Source organism: Mycobacterium sp. 852002-51152_SCH6134967, assembly GCF_001667105.1.
Classification (GTDB): Bacteria; Actinomycetota; Actinomycetes; order Mycobacteriales; family Mycobacteriaceae; genus Mycobacterium; species Mycobacterium neumannii_A.
In genome coordinates this window covers 183,437-201,055 of sequence record NZ_LZIK01000060.1, presented here as the reverse complement: position 1 = coordinate 201,055, position 17,619 = coordinate 183,437, and the positions used below count along the sequence as shown (strand labels likewise).

At 69.0% G+C, this 17,619-nt stretch carries 16 protein-coding genes; 4 read left to right on the top strand and 12 right to left on the bottom strand.

Annotated elements, in window-relative coordinates; translation table 11 throughout:
* Window positions 1–66: 66 nt before the first annotated feature.
* A complete protein-coding gene (locus A5790_RS17935; protein ID WP_066847083.1) occupies window positions 67–1,275 on the bottom strand; it encodes a DNA polymerase III subunit delta' in 1,209 nt (402 codons plus the stop codon).
* Window positions 1,276–1,363: 88 nt separating this feature from the next.
* Here A5790_RS17935 and A5790_RS17930 point away from each other — a divergent pair, with 88 nt between their 5' ends.
* Window positions 1,364–3,007, top strand: coding sequence for an adenylate/guanylate cyclase domain-containing protein (locus A5790_RS17930; RefSeq protein WP_066847081.1), 1,644 nt, complete (start codon window positions 1,364–1,366; stop codon window positions 3,005–3,007).
* 27 nt (window positions 3,008–3,034) lie between these two features.
* Here the strand turns inward: A5790_RS17930 and topA are convergent, their stop codons facing one another.
* From topA to A5790_RS17915, 3 genes are all read right to left on the bottom strand, one after another.
* Entirely contained in the window at window positions 3,035–5,842 is a 2,808-nt protein-coding gene (topA, locus tag A5790_RS17925; RefSeq protein ID WP_066847079.1) for a type I DNA topoisomerase, read from the bottom strand.
* Window positions 5,843–5,976: 134 nt separating this feature from the next.
* Window positions 5,977–6,567 (bottom strand): hypothetical protein, encoded by a 591-nt coding sequence (locus A5790_RS17920; protein WP_066847074.1) that lies wholly within the window; start codon window positions 6,565–6,567, stop codon window positions 5,977–5,979.
* Between the two features lie 130 nt (window positions 6,568–6,697).
* Window positions 6,698–6,901 carry a cold-shock protein gene (locus tag A5790_RS17915; RefSeq protein ID WP_006243848.1) on the bottom strand — a complete coding sequence of 68 codons (204 nt, stop codon included), beginning with the start codon at window positions 6,899–6,901 and terminating at the stop codon, window positions 6,698–6,700.
* Between the two features lie 277 nt (window positions 6,902–7,178).
* Between A5790_RS17915 and A5790_RS17910 the strand changes: the two genes are divergently transcribed.
* Complete coding sequence (locus A5790_RS17910) at window positions 7,179–9,506, top strand: DEAD/DEAH box helicase (RefSeq protein WP_066847071.1); 2,328 nt, start codon at window positions 7,179–7,181, stop codon at window positions 9,504–9,506.
* Between the two features lie 63 nt (window positions 9,507–9,569).
* The gene (locus A5790_RS17905; protein WP_066847068.1) at window positions 9,570–10,595 is read left to right on the top strand and encodes a PAS domain-containing protein; all 1,026 of its coding nucleotides are present in this window, start codon (window positions 9,570–9,572) and stop codon (window positions 10,593–10,595) included.
* On the opposite strand, the gene A5790_RS17900 is transcribed toward A5790_RS17905, so the two are convergent.
* From A5790_RS17900 to ssd, 7 genes are read right to left on the bottom strand one after another with little or no spacing between them, the layout of a single operon-like run.
* On the bottom strand, window positions 10,592–10,945 hold the full coding sequence (locus tag A5790_RS17900) for an Rv3654c family TadE-like protein (protein WP_231987832.1): 354 nt from the start codon (window positions 10,943–10,945) through the stop codon (window positions 10,592–10,594). The two genes, A5790_RS17905 and A5790_RS17900, sit on opposite strands and share 4 nt — an antisense overlap.
* Window positions 10,935–11,216 (bottom strand): TadE family type IV pilus minor pilin, encoded by a 282-nt coding sequence (locus tag A5790_RS17895; protein WP_231987831.1) that lies wholly within the window; start codon window positions 11,214–11,216, stop codon window positions 10,935–10,937. Before A5790_RS17895 ends, A5790_RS17900 begins: the two co-directional genes overlap by 11 nt.
* Window positions 11,217–11,257: 41 nt before the next feature.
* A complete protein-coding gene (locus A5790_RS17890) occupies window positions 11,258–11,458 on the bottom strand; it encodes a DUF4244 domain-containing protein (RefSeq protein WP_066847236.1) in 201 nt (66 codons plus the stop codon).
* 26 nt (window positions 11,459–11,484) lie between these two features.
* Complete coding sequence (locus tag A5790_RS17885) at window positions 11,485–12,054, bottom strand: type II secretion system F family protein (RefSeq protein WP_066847233.1); 570 nt, start codon at window positions 12,052–12,054, stop codon at window positions 11,485–11,487.
* Entirely contained in the window at window positions 12,051–12,824 is a 774-nt protein-coding gene (locus A5790_RS17880) for a type II secretion system F family protein (protein WP_066847065.1), read from the bottom strand. The genes A5790_RS17885 and A5790_RS17880 overlap by 4 nt, the downstream gene beginning before the upstream one ends.
* Entirely contained in the window at window positions 12,821–13,987 is a 1,167-nt protein-coding gene (locus A5790_RS17875; protein ID WP_066847062.1) for a TadA family conjugal transfer-associated ATPase, read from the bottom strand. The genes A5790_RS17880 and A5790_RS17875 overlap by 4 nt, the downstream gene beginning before the upstream one ends.
* Window positions 13,984–15,045, bottom strand: coding sequence for a septum site-determining protein Ssd (gene ssd / locus A5790_RS17870; protein ID WP_066847059.1), 1,062 nt, complete (start codon window positions 15,043–15,045; stop codon window positions 13,984–13,986). Before ssd ends, A5790_RS17875 begins: the two co-directional genes overlap by 4 nt.
* Window positions 15,046–15,531: 486 nt before the next feature.
* On the opposite strand from ssd, the gene A5790_RS17865 reads away from it, so the two are divergent.
* On the top strand, window positions 15,532–16,320 hold the full coding sequence (locus A5790_RS17865) for an HAD-IB family hydrolase (protein WP_231987840.1): 789 nt from the start codon (window positions 15,532–15,534) through the stop codon (window positions 16,318–16,320).
* Window positions 16,321–16,768: 448 nt separating this feature from the next.
* Here the strand turns inward: A5790_RS17865 and A5790_RS17860 are convergent, their stop codons facing one another.
* Complete coding sequence (locus A5790_RS17860; protein WP_066847053.1) at window positions 16,769–17,527, bottom strand: oxidoreductase; 759 nt, start codon at window positions 17,525–17,527, stop codon at window positions 16,769–16,771.
* Between the last annotated feature and the right edge of the window lie 92 nt (window positions 17,528–17,619).

Below are 17,619 nucleotides of genomic sequence, written 5' to 3'. Positions count from 1 at the left end.
TGCGCGAAGAGCTGAAGACACCGGCAGGCGGGACGAGTCTACGGCAGGGTCCGCCGCCGACCCAACTCAGTCGCGCAGCGCCCGTCCGACCGTGGCCACCATCGCGTCGACCGCGAACTTCGGTTTGACGTTGACGGCCAACGCCTCGCGGCACTCCAGGACTGCTTCGATGCAGCGCAGCAGTTTGTCCGGCGGCGCATGCGCGGCCAGCCTGACGATTTCCTCGGCCATATCGGGGTGGTTGTGCGCAACGTCGCCGGCGTCCGAGGCCACCAGCAGCGCGTCGCGGAAGTACGTCGCCAGATCGATCAGCGCGCGGTCCAGAGAATCACGCGAGGCACGCGTCTTGCGTGACTTCTGCCGTCGCTCAAGGGCACTCAGGGCGCCGGCCGCTCCGCGCAGCGAACCGGCCGTCCCCTTTCCGGTGCCACCTGCACCGAGCGCGGTGCGCAGTTCCTCGGTCTCGGCCTCGTTGCGGTCCATCGTCAGCGCGAGGGCCTCGTCCTCAGCCGTCTTGACCAACTCCTCGGCCGCGGCATAGGCGCGGGACGGCGTCGCCGCGTCGCGCGCCAGACCCAGCGCCCGCTTCCGACGCTCCCGCGCCGACTCGTCGGTGGCCAGCCGACGGGCCCGCCCGACATGGCCGCCGCTGACCGAAGCCGCCCACCGCGCCTCGGCCTCCGGGAGCCCGTCGCTGTCCATCAGCACACCCGCAATCGCGTCCACGGTGGGGGTGACCAGCGCGACGTGCCTGCAGCGCGAGCGCAGCGTGATCGCGATGTCCTCGGGATCCACCGACGGCGCGCACAGCAGGAACACCGTCGACGGCGGCGGCTCCTCGACCACCTTGAGCAGGGCGTTCGCCGCTCCCTCGGTCAGCCGGTCGGCATCCTCGATCAGCACGATCTGCCAGCGCCCGGTGCCCGGCCGCCGCGAGGCGATCTGCACGATCGCGCGCATGTCGTCGACACCGATCGACAGTCCCTCGGGAATGATCCTCCGCACATCGGCGTGGGTGCCGGCCATCGTCGTCGTGCAGGCCCGGCACTCGCCGCACCCGGGCACACCGTCGGAGGTGCACTGCAGCGCCGCGGCAAAGCACAGCGCCGCCACCGACCGGCCCGAGCCGGGAGGGCCCGTGATCAGCCACGCATGTGTCATGGATCCGACCGCCGCCCCGCTGTGAGCCGACTCACCACGTGCGGCGCGTGCCGCAGCCACCAACTCGGCCTCAACAGCCTGTTGACCCACAAGACGCGAGAAGACACCGCCCATCGGAGATAACAGTAGTGCTGCGAACCGACACGTCCGTCTCACAGCGCCCGTACCCGTCGCCGAGGCCCGATACGGTTGACGCGTGGCCATGGAAGATCGACCGATCGGGCGGATCAGCGCATTCGTCCGGTGGGCCGCGCGCACCCCGTGGCCGGTGTTCACGCTGGGCATGGTCCAGGCCGACATCATCGGCGCCCTGTTGGTCCTGAGCTTCCTGAGATTCGGTCTGCCGCCCGAGGACCGCATCCAGCTACAGGACCTGCCCGCCTTCAACCTGGCGGTCTTCCTCGGCTTCCTATTCGTGTCCTTCACCGTCGCCGCGTACTGGAGCCTGCGGCTGCTGATCCCGGTCATGCGCTGGCAGCGCCGCGACATGCTGCTCGGCGACCGCGACCCGGCCGACACCGAGGTCGCGCGGACCCGCGCGTTGAAGATGCCGTTCTACCGGTCGGTGATCAACGTCGCGAACTGGTTCCTCGGCTCAGTGGTGTTCATCGTCGCCAGCTGGCCGGTGGCCAGTAAGTCGGCGCCGGTGGTGGCCGTCGCCACGGGGCTGGGCGCCACCGCGACCGCGATCATCGGTTACCTGCAGTCCGAACGGGTGCTGCGGCCCGTCGCGGTGGCGGCCCTGCGCGGCGGTGTGCCCGAGAACTTCCGCGCGCCCGGGGTGATCGCGCGTCAGGTGATGACGTGGGTGCTGTCCACCGCGGTCCCGATCATCGCGATCGTGCTGGCCGTGGTGGCCAGCAAGTTCGAGATCCTGACCGCTCCCGCCGACCGGCTGACCACCCCGATCCTGATCCTGTCGATCTCCGCACTGGTGGTCGGCCTGGCAGGCACCGTGCTGGTGGCGATGTCGATCGCCGACCCGCTGCGCCAGTTGCGCTGGGCGCTCGGCGAGGTGCAGCGCGGTAACTACAACGCCCACATGCAGATCTACGACGCCAGCGAGCTGGGGTTGCTGCAGGCGGGCTTCAACGACATGGTGCGCGACCTGGCCGAACGGCAACGCCTGCGCGACCTGTTCGGCCGCTACGTCGGCGAGGACGTGGCCCGGCGCGCACTGGAACGCGGCACCGAACTCGGTGGTCAGGAACGCGACGTCGCGGTGCTGTTCGTCGACCTGGTCGGATCCACACAGCTGGCGTCGACCATCCCCGCCGCCGACGTCGTCAACCTGCTCAACGACTTCTTCCGCGTGGTGGTCGACACCGTCAACCGGCACGGCGGGTTCGTCAACAAGTTCCAGGGCGATGCGGCGCTGGCCATCTTCGGCGCGCCGATCGAACATCCCGACGCGTGCGGCGGCGCGCTCGCCGCCTCCCGCGAATTGCACGACGAGCTGATCGAGGTGCTGGGCCAGACGGAATTCGGTATCGGGGTGTCGGCCGGCCGGGCGATCGCCGGGCACATCGGCGCCCAGGCCCGCTTCGAATACACCGTGATCGGTGACCCGGTCAACGAAGCGGCGCGGCTGACCGAGCTGGCCAAGCTGGAGGAGGGCCACGTCCTCGCCTCGGCGATCGCGGTCAGCGGAGCTCTGGACGCCGAAGCGCTGTGCTGGGACGTCGGCGAGATCGTCGAACTCCGTGGCCGTGTGGCCCCGACACAGTTGGCGCGGCCGCTGAACCTGCGCGGCTCCGACGGCGCCCGCCCCGAGCAGACCGACACAGATCACGCCGACGCTGAGCAAGGCGCCGAACGTGAAGTTGTTTCCGAAGAATCACGCTGATCTCGAGCACAAGCTCACGTTCGTGGGCTAGCTCTTCTTGGCGGCTTTCTTCGCTCCGGCCTTCTTCGCAGTCTTCTTCGCCCCCGCCTTCTTCGTCCGCTTCACCGGACCGCGCGCGCGACGGTCGGCGAGCAGTTCGGCGGCGCGTTCGTCGGTGATTGACAGGACGTCGTCGCCCTTGCGCAGGCTGGCGTTGGTCTCCCCGTCGGTGACATACGGGCCGAACCGGCCGTCCTTGATCACCATCGGCTTGCCGGTCGCCGGATCCTCACCGAGTTCACGCAACGGCGGGGCCGCGGCCCGCTGCCCGCCACGGCGCTTGGGTTCGGCGTAGATCTTCAAGGCCTCGTCGAGCGTGATGTCGAACATCTGCTCTTCGGTGGCCAGCGAGCGAGAGTCCGTGCCGCGCTTAAGGTATGGGCCGTAGCGGCCGTTCTGTGCGGTGATCTCCTCGCCGGTGTTCGGGTCGACGCCCACGACGCGCGGCAGAGACAACAGTCGCAGCGCATCCTCCAGCGTCACCGTCTCCAGATCCATCGACCGCAACAGCGAACCGGTGCGCGGCTTCGGACCCGTCGGCTTCTTGCCCTTCTTCGCCGTCGACCCGGCCTCGCCGTCGTCGGGCGGTTCGGGCAGAACCTCGGTGACATACGGACCGTAACGACCATCCTTGGCGACGATCTCGTGCCCGGTTTCGGGGTCGACGCCCAGTGATCGGCCTTCTTGCGGTGTGGCGAAAAGCTTTTCGGCGAGCTCGAGGGTCAGCTCGTCGGGGGTGAGGTCGTCCTTGAGGTTGGCCCGCTGCGGTTTGAGCTCGCCGGGCTCACCGTCCTCGTCGGGGACCATCCGCTCCAGGTACGCACCGTTCTTGCCCACCCGCACATGGATCGGCCGGCCCTGATCGTCGTCGAACAGTTTGATGGAGTTAATCTGCCGGGCGTCGATCTCCTCGAGGTTCACCCCGACGAGCTTCTTGAGCCCACCCGAGCGGGCGATCGAGTCCTCGACCCCGTGATCGCCGCCGAAGTAGAAGTTGTTGAGCCAGTTGGTCCGTCGCTCGTTACCGGCGGCGATCTCGTCGAGTTCGTCTTCCATCGCCGCGGTGAACCCGTAGTCGACTAGGCGGCCGAAGTGCTGTTCGAGCAGCCCGATGACGGCGAACGCCACCCACGACGGCACCAGCGCGCTGCCCCGCTTCACGACGTAACCGCGGTCCTGGATCGTCTTGATGATCGACGAGTACGTCGACGGCCTGCCGATGCCGAGGTCCTCGAGAGCCTTGATCAGCGAAGCCTCGGTATAGCGGGCGGGCGGCGCCGTGTTGTGCCCGTCGGCGGTGAGCTCCTTGGCGTCGACGCGCTGGCCCTGCTCCAGATTCGGCAGCCGGCTCTCGGCGTCGTCGGCCTCGCCGCCTGCCTGATCGTCGATGCTCTCGACGTAGGCCTTCAGAAAGCCGGCGAAGGTGATCGTGCGGCCGCTGGCGTTGAAGACGACCTGCTCCCCCGAGCTCGCGGTTCCGGAGATCCGCAGGCTCAGCGTGGTGCCACGCGCGTCGGCCATCTGGGAGGCCACGGTGCGCTGCCAGATCAGCTCGTAGAGCCGGAACTCGTCGGTGTCGAGTTGGCCGTGCAGCTGACCCGGCGTGGAGAACACGTCACCGGCGGGCCGGATGGCCTCGTGCGCCTCCTGGGCGTTCTTCACCTTGCGGGTGTATTGCCGCGGCGACGGATGCAGATACTCCTCGCCGTAGAGCTGACGGGCCTGGTTGCGGGCTGCTTCCACCGCACTTGCCGACAACGTCGTCGAGTCGGTGCGCATATAGGTGATGTAGCCGTTCTCGTAGAGCCGCTGCGCGATGCTCATCGTGCGCTCCGAGGAGAACCGCAGCTTGCGGCCCGCCTCCTGCTGCAGCGTCGAGGTCATGAACGGCGCGTACGGCCTGCGGGTGTAGGGCTTCTGTTCGACCGAGCTGACAGCCAGCTGCGCCCCGCGCAGACCGCCCGCCAACGCCGTCGCCGCGGCCTGGTCCAGCACCAGCACCTCATCGGGCTTTTTCACCTGGCCCAGCGAGTCGAAGTCGCGGCCGGTGGCCACGCGGCGCCCGTCGACCGTGTTCAGCTTGGCGGTGAACATCGGGGGCGAGGCCTGCGGGTCGGAGACACTGGCGTCGAGTTCGGCGGTGACGTCCCAGTACCCCGCGCTGCGGAACGCCATCCGTTCGCGTTCGCGCTGCACGATGATGCGCGTCGCGACCGACTGCACCCGGCCGGCCGACAACTTCGGCGCGACCTTCTTCCACAGGACCGGGCTGACCTCGTAGCCGTACAACCGGTCCAGGATGCGGCGTGTCTCCTGCGCGTCGACCAGGTCGTTGTCCAGGTCGCGGGGGTCCTCGGCGGCGGCGCGGATGGCCGGTTCGGTGATCTCGTGGAACACCATCCGCTTGACGGGGATGCGGGGCTTGAGCGTCTCGAGCAGATGCCAGGCGATCGCCTCGCCCTCGCGGTCGCCGTCCGTGGCCAGGTACAGCTCGTCGACGCTCTTGAGCAGGTCTTTCAGCTCGGCGACCGTGCTCTTCTTCTCGGGGCTGATGATGTAGAGCGGCTCGAAGTTGTGGTCGACGTCCACCCCGAGGCGGGCCCACGGCTCGGATTTGTACTTCGCGGGTACGTCGGCGGCGTTGCGGGGCAGGTCGCGGATGTGTCCACGGGACGACTCGACGATGTAATTGGAGCCCAGGTAGCCCGCTATCTTGCGCGCCTTGGTCGGCGACTCGACTATGACGAGCCGCCGGACGCTTCCGTTACGGCCGCTGCCGCGGTCCCCATCAGCCACCTTTTACTTACGCTCCACTTCTTTGGTCACCCACAGCGCAAAATTCCGCGTCCGGCGGAGAATCAACCCTGTCGGCAACTGACAATTTCGCACCCCGCGCCAACCGACGCAAACTGACCCCCTGTGAACAGCCGTCAGACCCGTGGCCATTCCTGCAACGCCTCCACACTGCCAGGAGGTTCCCCCACGTTCTCTACCAGGCGCGATAGCCGGCGTCGACCGCTGATCCGCAGGGCCGGGCGTGACCCGCGGGTACCGATCAGCGTCGGCGCGATTCCCACCCGCATCATCGCCGACGCGAGCGGCGAATGCGTGTCTGGCGCGTGCGGGTCCAGCCCGAGCAGATAACGGTCGGCTTCAGGTGTGCCCGCGGCCAGGGTCCAGGCCCGAAGCTCGCGCGGCCCGGGCAACCAGTTCGGCGGGACGGTCTTGACCGCGCCCCGGGTCCAACCCGCCGCGATCTCCACCAGTCGGGTGTCGACCGCGGTGCGCACCAGCGGGGTGTTCTCGTCGGTGCGGGCGATCTCGGGTTCCAGACCGGCCTCGACGATCATCTCGGCCAGCGCCTCGGCCCGCCATTGACGGTCGACGACGACCGACAGCCGCGCACCCTGCTCGGTGCCGGAACCCACCAGGACAACCTGGCCAGGTCCGGCGAGCAGCCCGGTGAGGTCGGCCACCGCGGGGGGCACCGACTCCGCCGAGAAGAACGACAGCTGGCTCACAAATCGACAGTAAGCCAGGTACCGGCCTCAGCCGTGGCGGCCGTGCCGAAGCGCGCCGGAATAGCGAACACCCCGCGGCGGTCGGTTCTCGACGCTCGCGGGGTGTTGCCTTTCGATCGTGCTGGTCGCGCTAGACGGCCCGAACACCGGTGGCCTGGGGCCCCTTGGGGCTCTGGCCAACCTCGAACTCGACCTTCTGGTTCTCCTCCAGGGTGCGGAAGCCGCTGCCCTGAATCTCCGTGTAGTGGACAAAAACGTCAGCGGAGCCGTCCTCCGGGGCGATGAAGCCGAAGCCCTTCTCCGCGTTGAACCACTTCACAGTTCCCTGTGGCATTTCCTGTTGTTTCCTTCTCTTATTCACCGGGTGCGGTCCACCGTGTTTCGGTACACCGGGCCCGTTCCGACCGCTCTCCTTCGTGGAAGCTCGGAACTCAACCCGACCTACAACCCTCGCAGGAACCGCGATCGCAACGTCGATCCTGCGAGTGCTAATACACGAACACAGAAGCTGCGACCGCGATAAGTCAATCACGTTCGTGGCTGCGGCGACAGTCTCGGCGTTTCAAATGGGGAACAATTCGCCTAAAGAGGTGTCTCGGGAAGGATGATCGATGGTTGATTTCGGCCGCGAGCTGCTCGCGTGCGCGGTCGAAGGCACGGTTGCAGGCGGCCCGAATCCGCTGCGCCACGTCGCAGACATCCCACCGCGCCGGGGTCGCCCGATGGGGTGGCCGTGTTGGGCCGACCCAGATGTGGTGCGGGCGTTCGTTGATCGGGGCATCGAGACCCCGTGGTCACATCAACTCGCCGCCGCCGACCTCGCTCACGGTGGACGCCATGTCGTACTGTGCACCGGCACGGCGTCGGGCAAGTCGCTTGCCTACCAGTTGCCGATATTGACAGACCTGAAAGCGAATCCGCGGTCGCGGGCGCTGTATCTGTCGCCGACCAAAGCGCTCGGCCACGACCAACTCCGGTCGGCGGTCGCGCTCACCGAGGCGGTGGGGTTGTCCGACGTCGCACCGTGCGCCTACGACGGCGACAGCCACAGCGACGTGCGCCGGTTCGCGCGGGAACGGTCGCGCTGGATCTTCTCCAACCCCGACATGATCCATCTGTCACTGCTGCGCAACCACGCCCGGTGGGCGGTGTTCCTGCGCAACCTGAGCTACATCGTCGTCGACGAATGCCATTACTATCGCGGCATTTTTGGCTCGAACGTGGCTCTTGTGCTGCGTCGGCTTCTGCGGCTGTGCGCCCGATACTCGCCGAGCGGCGGGGTGCCGACCGTGGTCTTCGCCAGCGCCACGACGGCCTCGCCGGCTCAGACCGCCTCCGAGCTGATCGGCCAAACGGTCGCCGAGGTCACCGAGGACGGGTCACCGCAGGGCGCCCGCACCGTGGCGCTGTGGGAACCTCCGCTGCTTGACGATCTGGTGGGTGAAAACGGAGCCCCGGTAAGGCGTTCGGCGGGAGCCGAAGCCGCCAGCGTGATGGCCGACCTGGTCGCCGAAGGCGCCCGAATGTTGACGTTCGTGCGGTCACGGCGCGGCGCCGAGCTGACCGCGTTGGGGGCGCGGGCCCGATTACAGGAAAGGGCGCCCGATCTCGCCGACCGGGTGGCTTCGTATCGCGCCGGTTATCTGTCGGAAGACCGCCGCGCGCTCGAGCGCGCGCTGACCGACGGCGAACTGCGGGGGCTGGCGACGACGAACGCGTTGGAGTTGGGTGTCGACATCGCCGGCCTGGACGCCGTTGTCCTCGCCGGGTTTCCGGGCACCGTGACATCGTTCTGGCAACAGGCGGGCCGCTCGGGGCGGCGCGGTCAGGGCGCGCTGATCGTGCTGATCGCCCGCGACGATCCACTCGACACCTACCTGGTACACCACCCGTCGGCGCTGCTGGACAAGCCGATCGAGCGCGTCGTCATCGACCCGACCAACCCGTATGTGCTTGGGCCACAACTGCTCTGTGCGGCCGCCGAACTTCCGCTCACCGACGCCGAGGTGCGGGTGTGGAACGCCGAGGACGTGGCTGCGGCGCTCGTCGACGACGGACTGCTGCGGCGACGGGCCAACGGGTACTTCCCCACGCCCGGCATGGACCCGCATCCGGCCGTCGACATTCGCGGCTCGTCCGGCGGTCAGATCGCGATCCTGGAGGCCGGCGCGGGACGCATGCTCGGGAGCACCGGGGCGGGCCAGGCGCCCGCTTCTGTCCATCCCGGAGCGGTGTATCTGCACCAGGGCGAGACCTATGTCGTCGACTCCCTCGACTTCGAAGACGGCGTGGCCTTCGTGCACGCCGACGATCCCGGTTACACCACCACCGCGCGGGAGGTCACCGACATCGCAGTCACCGGGCACGGTGAGCGAAAAACGTTCGGCGCGGTCACTATTGGGCTCGTCCCGGTTTCGGTGAGCAATACGGTGACCGGTTATCTGCGCAGGCGCCTGACGGGTGAAGTGATCGACTTCGTCGAACTCGAGATGCCCACCCGCAAACTGGACACCATGGCGGTGATGTGCACGATCACACCAGAGGCGTTACAGCACAACGGCATCGATTTGCTGCGGGTGCCCGGTGCGCTGCATGCCGCAGAGCACGCCGCGATCGGCCTGCTGCCGTTGGTCGCCAGCTGCGATCGCGGCGACATCGGCGGTGTGTCAACGGCGGTCGGGCCCGTGCAGGGGCTGCCGACGATCTTCGTGTACGACGGCTACCCGGGCGGTGCGGGTTTCGCCGACCGTGGTTATCACCGGCTCACCACCTGGTGGGCCGCGACGGCCGATGCGATCGAGGCGTGTGAGTGTCCGGCGGGCTGCCCGTCGTGCGTGCAGTCGCCCAAGTGCGGCAACGGGAACGATCCGCTGGACAAGGCAGGCGCGGTGCGGGTGCTGCGGTTGGTTCTGCGCGAGATATCCCAACGCTCAAGCTGAGGGTGTCGCAACCGCTGGCGCAGCACACCGAATGGCGGGCACGCGCGCCGGTAAGGTAGCCCCATGACCCACGACTGGCTGCTCGTGGAGACGCTGGGCAGCGAGCCCGCGGTGGTCGCGCAGGGCCGTCGGACCCAGAACCTGATCCCGATCAGTGGATTCCTTCGGCGCAATCCGCATCTGATGGCGGTCCAGACGGCGATCGGCGAAACGGTGCGCGCGCATCAGGGCTTGAGCAGCATCACCCCGAAGAACGACCGTGTCATCCGCACGGAGGTCGTGCAGATGACCGACGGTCGGATACACGGCGTACACGTGTGGATCGGGCCGCCCGATATGGAACCCCCGGAGCGCCCGGTGCCCGGACCGCTGGTCTGGGACCTCGACACCGGCATTGCCACCGCGACCCCGGAATCGCTGGCCAACAGCGGGTGGGAAGCGCCTCAGGAACCGACCCATAACCGCACTTTCGCCGACGACCTGCCCATGCGTGAACTCAACCCCAGCGAAGCCAAGGTGTTGACCATGGCGATCAAACGCGAGCCGGGCGCCGCGTTCTGCAGCACGTGGGACGTCACCGACCACCGCGGCGAGGCGATCAGCGTCGGGTTCGTGACGCGGGCAGTGCTGGAATCCGATGACGACGGACCGGATCGGCTGCTGTGCCGAGCGATGAACTGGCGCAGCGAACGGGAGCAAGAGCGCCCGGAGCAGGATCACCTCGCCCAGCGGATCCTCAACGGACTGGCCCAGCCTGGTGTGCACCGCGCCTTGGTGGATCCGACGAACTGGACCCTGTTGAAGTGGCTCGACGACCCGGCCCCGTTCTTCGACTGGCGGGTCAGCCTGGCGGGCGAACACGCGGTGCATCCCGACGACCGCGCCGAGATGGAGCAAATGGCCGTGGATTTCAGGACCGGTATCGCGTCCGGTGTACTGCGGATGACCGGTGTCGGCGGCCAGGAGTGGGCACCGGTCCATGTGACGGTGAACCGGGTCGAACTCGACGACGACGTGTATGCCGCGCTGGCGACGCTGCGCCGCGCCAATGACACCGAGATCGCCGAAGCGGGCCGACGCGACTCCTAGGTGCTGACATCGGCCGGGCCCGCGCGGGCCACCGCACGCGCAACGCCCACACCGAAGCGGCCCAAGGTGACAGGGACATCAGCGGCGACAACGATATCGAGTTCGTCGACCTCGCACCGCGCCATCTCGGTGTCCATTCCATCGGTGACCGCGGCCGCCCACGAGCACGCTTGATCGCCACCGGCGGCAATCCGGTGGGCGGCGGCCAGCGCGCCCAGGTCTGCGGCCGCCTGTGCGCGGTGCCGCGCCGCCACCGCCACACCGAGACAAGCGGCACCGATAGCGATCGTCACCACGATCGCGATCATCGCAGCGGCGATGAGGGTGGCCGAACCCTGCTCAGCCCGCACCCGGTTCCACCGCCGCCACTGCGCGCGCCTCGACGGTGAATCCGGGCGGTATCGGTGACCGCGCGCGCACGGTGGCGGTGACGAACTGTCCCTCGCGGCGGGTGACGACGGTGGCTCCCTCGGGGGCGAGATCGCGCGCCGCAGCACTACCGTCGTGGCCGCGGGCGGCAAGGCGCGCGGCCTCGCGCGCGGCGTCGACACACCTGATGTGCATCGGCACCGCCGTGAGCCCGCCCAGACACAAGACGAGGATCGCGACCAGCGCTGCCACCGCGAACGCCGCTTCGATCGTGGCGCCGCCACGTTCACCGGTCAGACGTTGGTGTTGAGGGCGCGGCTGATGATGTTGGTCAACGCGCTGACGATCGAGTCGCCGGTGACGACCGTGTAGAGGATCGCGCCGAACGCGGCGGCCGCGATGGTGCCGATCGCATACTCGACGGTCGACATTCCCTCGTCGGCGACGATCAGCATCGTCAGCCGCGTCTGAAGCGCTCGAATCCTGTTGCCCATCACCTTTTCTCCCCACTCGTTGTCCTTCACAGAATCCCCGACTGCAGCACGTCTGAGGCCAGCCCCGCGACGACCGGGATGATGCCCAGGCAGAAGAACGCCGGCAGGTAGCACACCCCCAGCGGGCCTGCGATCAAGACGGAGGCGCGTTCGGCCGCGGCGCGCGCGGTGTCTGCCGCGTCGTCGCGCGACCGGCTTGCCAACGCGCTGACCCCTTGGGCGAGTGCGGTTCCCGAGGACGCCGACCGTCGTGCCAGCCGCAACAACGCATCGACGCTGCGATCGCCCTCGGGTGCAGTGGCCCACGCGGTCGCAGGGTCGGCGCCCAGGGCAAGCAGATCCGCGGCACGGACCAACACTCGGGCCACCGTCGGCGGTGCCGAGGGCGCCGCGGCTGACGCGGCGCCGGCCACCGCCATACCCGAATGGAGGCAGGCCGCCAGCACGTCGAGCGCCGAGGCGAACGCCAGAGGATCGTTCGCCCGGACTTTGTGGTGTGACTTCGGATTTGGGCTGTGGGCAGTCCGCACACGGGCTCGGCCATCGGTGCCTGCGAGAAGCACAGCGATCGCGAGAAGCAGCGCGGCAAGCGTCATCGGACCACCCCGCCGGTGATCCGGTCCGACCACACCAACCCCAGACATGTCAGTGCCGCACCGATGGCCAGGAGCCATTGGCCCGTCGACAACAGGAATCGCAGCGGTTGGGCGCCGATCATCTCGCCGAGTCCGATGCCCAGCAACGGCAGGACGGCGAGCACGGTGGCGGTGGTCCGCGCACCGGCCATACCCGCGCTCACCTGAGTCGAGAACCGCTCCCGCGCAACGATATCGCGGTGTGCGGTGTGCATCAGCGCGGCGATGGCGAGGCCGTGCGACTGAGCCAGATTCCAGCAGACGGCGAGCCGCTGCCAATACGTCGGCAGCGCCGACCGCCGTGCCACGCTGAGCATCCCGGCCGCGACATCGCCTCCCATCCGCGCCCTGGCCGCCACCGTGCGCAGTGCTGCCGCGACGGCACCGTCGGCCTCGTTGGCTGCCGTGTCGAACGCGGTCACCGGATGGGCGCCGATCCGCAGTTCCCCGACCAGTACGTCGAGCGCACCCTCCAGTGCCGCGGCTTCCTTCGTCCGCTGCCGCTCTCTGCGCCGGCGCCGGCTGCGGGTTTCGACGGTGGCGGCCGCGATCACCGCGGCCGCTACGACACCGAGCGGCGCAACGGCCATCAGGGCGACCAGGACGGCGACCAGCCATAGAGGCGACGGGAGCCGTAGCGCCCGGCGGCGTGAGCGTGCCACCGGGGTGCGCCGCCGCGGAGCTGGTGCGGTGAGAAGCGCCAGCGCGAGAGCCAGCGCAGCGACGCTCACGAGCCACCTCGCTCACGGATCAGATCGTCGAGCCGCTGTGCGCCAGGGCCGAAGCCGTGCCCGAGACGCCACGCTGTGGAGGCTTGGACCGGGCCCTCGGCCCCGGCGGTCAACACCGCGATCTCGGCGAGTCGGCGCAGGCCCGCCCGGTCGCGGCCGACGTGGATCACCACTTGCACAGCCGCGCCGAGTTGGCTGTGCAACGCGGCCCGGTCGAGCCCACCGAGCGCGGCCAGCGCCTCGAGGCGCGCGGGCACCTCCGTCGGGCTGTTGGCGTGCACGGTTCCGGCGCCACCATCGTGACCGGTGTTCAGCGCGCCGAGCAGATCGACGACCTCGGCGCCGCGTACCTCACCGACGACGATGCGGTCGGGCCTCATCCGGAGCGCCTGCCTCACCAGGTCCCGCACCGCCACCTCGCCCGCGCCTTCGACGTTGGCGCAGCGCGCCACCAGCTTCACCAGATGCGGATGAGGCGGCGCGAGTTCCGAGGCATCCTCGACGCAGATGATGCGTTCGATCGAGGGAACCGCACCGAGCAGCGCGGCCAACAGGGTGGTCTTGCCCGCCCCGGTGCCTCCCGAGACCAGGAACGCCAGCCGTGCACGCACGACGCCGTCGAGGAGGGTGGCCGCGGCCGGTTCGATCGCGCCGGTGGCGGTCAGCGACGCCAAGTCCTGCGTCGCGGGCCGTAGCACCCGCAGCGACAGACACGTTCCCGCGGAAGCGATCGGCGGCAGGACCGCGTGCAGGCGCACCGTGAACGCGCCGGTGCCGAGCCCGGTCAACTGGCCGTCGACCCACGGCTGCGCCTCGTCGAGGCGACGTCCGGCGGCGAGCGCCAACCGCTGTGCGAGCCTGCGCACGGAGCTCTCGTCGGGAAAGCGAATTCCGGTGCGGCGCAACCCGTTGCCGTCATCCACCCACACCGCGTCGGGCGCCGTGACCAGAACATCGGTGGTGCCGTCGGCCGACAGCAACGGTTCGAGTACGCCCGCCCCGGTCAGCTCGGTCTCCAACAGGCGGAGCCCGCTGAGCACTTCGCTGTCGCCGAGCACTCCACCGGACTCCGCGCGGATCGCCGCGGCCACCACCGTCGGCCGCAGCGGTGCTGATTCGGTCGCGAGCCGCTCGCGCACGCGGTCGATCAACGAGTCGCTCATGCGGCGACCGCAGGATGCTGCTGCAGAATCGTCAACACCTTGCGCGCCGCGCGGCCAAGCGGCGACCGACGGCCGATCCGCAGTCCGCCCCGCTCGAGGGTGACCGCCATACCGGGTTGCGGACGCATCCCCGCCAGCAGCGGCAACCCGACGATCTCGGCGACCTCCGCCGACCGCAGCCCGCCCGGTGCCGGACCGCGCACGACCACACCCGAGTTCGGATTGAGCGTCGACACCCACCGGGCGACCGTGTCGGCCGCCGCGCAGGAACGTACGTCGGCGGGTGTCACGACGACGGCGAGATCGGCGGAGGCCAGGGCGGTCTCGGCTGCCGCGGTCGACCGCCTCGGAACGTCGCAAACGACGGTCGCACCCCCGCGACTGCCCGCGTCGATCACGGCACCGAGCGGTACCGGGTCCACGTCGCAGCCGGCGCGGCTGCCGGACAGCACGGTGACGCCCCGCACGCGCGGCAACGCATCCCGCAGCGCCGCGTAGTTCAACCGTCCGCCCTGCAGACGCAGATCCGGCCAGCGCAACCCGGATTCGGCTTCACCGCCCACGACGAGATCGATGCCCCCGCTCCACGGGTCGACGTCGATCAACAACGCCTCGGGTGCGGTCAGCGCCAGCGCGGTCGCGAAGACCGATGCGCCTGCGCCACCGCGGCCGGCGATGACGGCCGCCACCGCACCGCGACGGCCTGACTCGTGCAGCCCTTCCGCGGCCTCGGCCAACTCCGCCATCAGCTCGTCGTCCTGCTCGGGCAGGGTGAGGACCCGCTGGGCACCGACCTCGATCGCCGCCTGCCAGTCGGCTCCGCGGGGTTCGACGCGGCCCACCAGGACGACGCGCGTACGCCGTGGCAACGCGCGGGCCACGCATCGGTGGGCGCCGGTGATGTCGAGCACGACGGCGGCCGCCTCGGTCCAGACCTTGCGGCTGGAGGGCTCCGACGCGTGGACAACCGGCACCCCCGCCGCCGCGCACACCCGGTCTACGTCCTCTCGAAGTGCCGGGTCGGCGATCAGCGCGAGGTATCCACTTGACGAAGCCACCCTCCAACCCTGTGGCCTCGGCGTGCGGCGACGCTACCGCCGACGCCTCATCTGTGGATCAACGCGATCTTGTGAATGGCGCAGGTGAGAGTCGGCAAACGAAAACGGCGTTCCGCAACCAATGTGAATGGCAGCACATATCCGGATTGCGAACGGTCCTGAAAAAGGGACGACCCCCGCCAGGGGGGGAGGAGGCGGAGGTCGTCGTGTATCAGCCCCGGGGGGTCGGGCTGATGCACACCCGACATAAGCCGGGTAAGGGTCACTATACACACGCCGGTCGGCTTCGGCGCAAGTGCTGCGCGGTGAGAAAAGTGGCCCAATCTGCGGAAGTGTCCTATCTCCGACACCTGTCATAACCTGCCACTTTGTACACTCTCCCGGCGATTGTCACGCGCGGGCCCCTATGCTGGCGTCGTGAGCGCATCTGGTTCGGCGGCCGAGGCGCCGAACGCGTCCGCGACGGGCGCCCCGACGGACGGTCCCATCCGAACCGCCGCGTTCTTCGATCTCGATAAAACGGTGATCGCAAAAAGCAGCACTCTGGCTTTCAGCAAACCTTTTTTTGCGCAAGGACTAATGAATCGGCGGGCCGTGCTGAAGTCCACGTACGCCCAATTCCTCTTTCTCATGTCCGGCGCCGACCACGACCAGATGGACCGCATGCGCGCCTACGTCACGAATATGTGCGCCGGCTGGGACGTGGAGCAGGTGAAGTCGATCGTGGGCGAAACCCTGCATGACGTCGTCACGCCGTTGGTTTTCGCGGAGGCGGCCGAGCTGATCGCCGACCACAAACTGTGCGGGCGCGACGTGGTCATGGTGTCGGCTTCCGGGGAGGAGATCGTCGCGCCGATCGCTCGTGCGCTGGGCGCCACACACGCGATGGCCACCCGTATGGTCGTCGAGGACGGCAAATACACCGGAGAGATCGCCTTCTACTGCTACGGCGAGGGCAAGGTGGCCGCGATCCGGGAACTGGCCGCACGCGAGGGTTACGCGCTAGAGCATTCCTATGCCTACTCCGACTCTGTCACCGATCTCCCGATGCTCGACGCCGTCGGCCATCCGCACGTGGTCAATCCCGACCGCACGTTGCGCAGGGAAGCCGCGGCCCGGGGTTGGCCCGTGCTCGACTTCTCCAAACCGGTGTCGCTGCGGGATCGGATCCCGGCCCCGTCGGGCGCGGCCATGGCCACCACCGCGGCGGTCGGCATCAGCGCTCTGGCCGCCGGCGCGCTGACCTATTCGCTGTTGCGGCGCTTCGCCTTCTAGCCAACTCCTCACCCGCCAACCCGGGTTCCGCGTAACGATCCGGACTAGGGCTGATTTGGCCCTTGATGTGATCGCGGTCACGGGGTACAAAGGAGTCACGGAAGCTTGGAGAGGCCAAGATCGAGTCGGAAGAGAAGGCTCGAATCTCCCACTTCAGGCTCCCCAGCACGGAACCCGGCACCCACGCGGAGCACATGCCGCGGAATAGGCAAAAGTGTTGCGGGCCTGCGTATTTGCGGAGAGCGGACGGCTAGAGCGACCCTTTGGGTGGGGTTGCAGTCGAAGCGCATCGACAAGACGCCGAGGCCACCCACGCAACCCACCAGAGCACGCTTGGTAACCGGTCTCCGTGTTAGCGGGCGACGAGCCGAACCACGTTCGGAGCGTCGCCCGCTTCGCGTTGGCGGCCGGGTGACGGCCCGTGATGGCTCCCCTTTTCAGCAACGCCTCAGGATGACGGGGCCGCCTGCGCGATCGACAGCGCCTCGCGGGCACCCTCGCGCAATGCGCGGCAGCTCAACAGGATCCACGCGGTCAGGCCGTCGGGGGTGCCGGACGAGAAGCCCCGCGCCGCGGCGTCGTAGTCACCGGAGCGGCGCATCCAGTGAACCTCCGGCACGCCGAGCCCGTGTGGATCGAGCCCGCTGGTGATCGTCACCAACCGCGACGCCGCCCGCGCCACCAAGCCGTCGGCGGCGCCGAACGGGGCGAGTGTGAGCAGTTCGCCGTGCACGACGGCGGCGAGCACCGGCGCGGGCACCCGGGTCCCTCCCGTGAGGATGTCGGCGAGCAGGGTCAGCCGCGTGCCCACGTGCGCCTCCTGACGCGGGCGGCCCAACCGTTCGTCGTCGGCGATGTCCGCCGCCGCCAGCGCGTGCAGCCGGGCGATGGCCTGCAGCGGGGCCCGCTGCCAGACGCCGACCAAGGTCGTCGCCCCGCCTTCCACGGCTTCGGACACCCGAAGCGCCCCGGCCAGCACCGGGTCCGGGGTGCCGTCGTCGGACAACGCAAGCGCACCGCCGTCGAGCACCGACGACGCTCGGGCGGCCCGCAGCGCGGCCTCGGCGGCGCTTTTCGGCCAGCCCCGCAGGTTGGTTCGATGGCGGTGTGCGCGGCCCAGCGCTTCACGGGCCTCCTCGGCGGCCTCCGCGACACCGGGCAGGTCAGCCAGCGGCGCCAACGGGTCCTTCGCGAAGCCACCGGTCACGGCAGCACACGCTAGCCGACCGCTGACCCCGCAAGCCACGACGCTCACCGCTGCAGACGCGCCGCCGGCGGAGCGGACTGTGGCATGCCAAT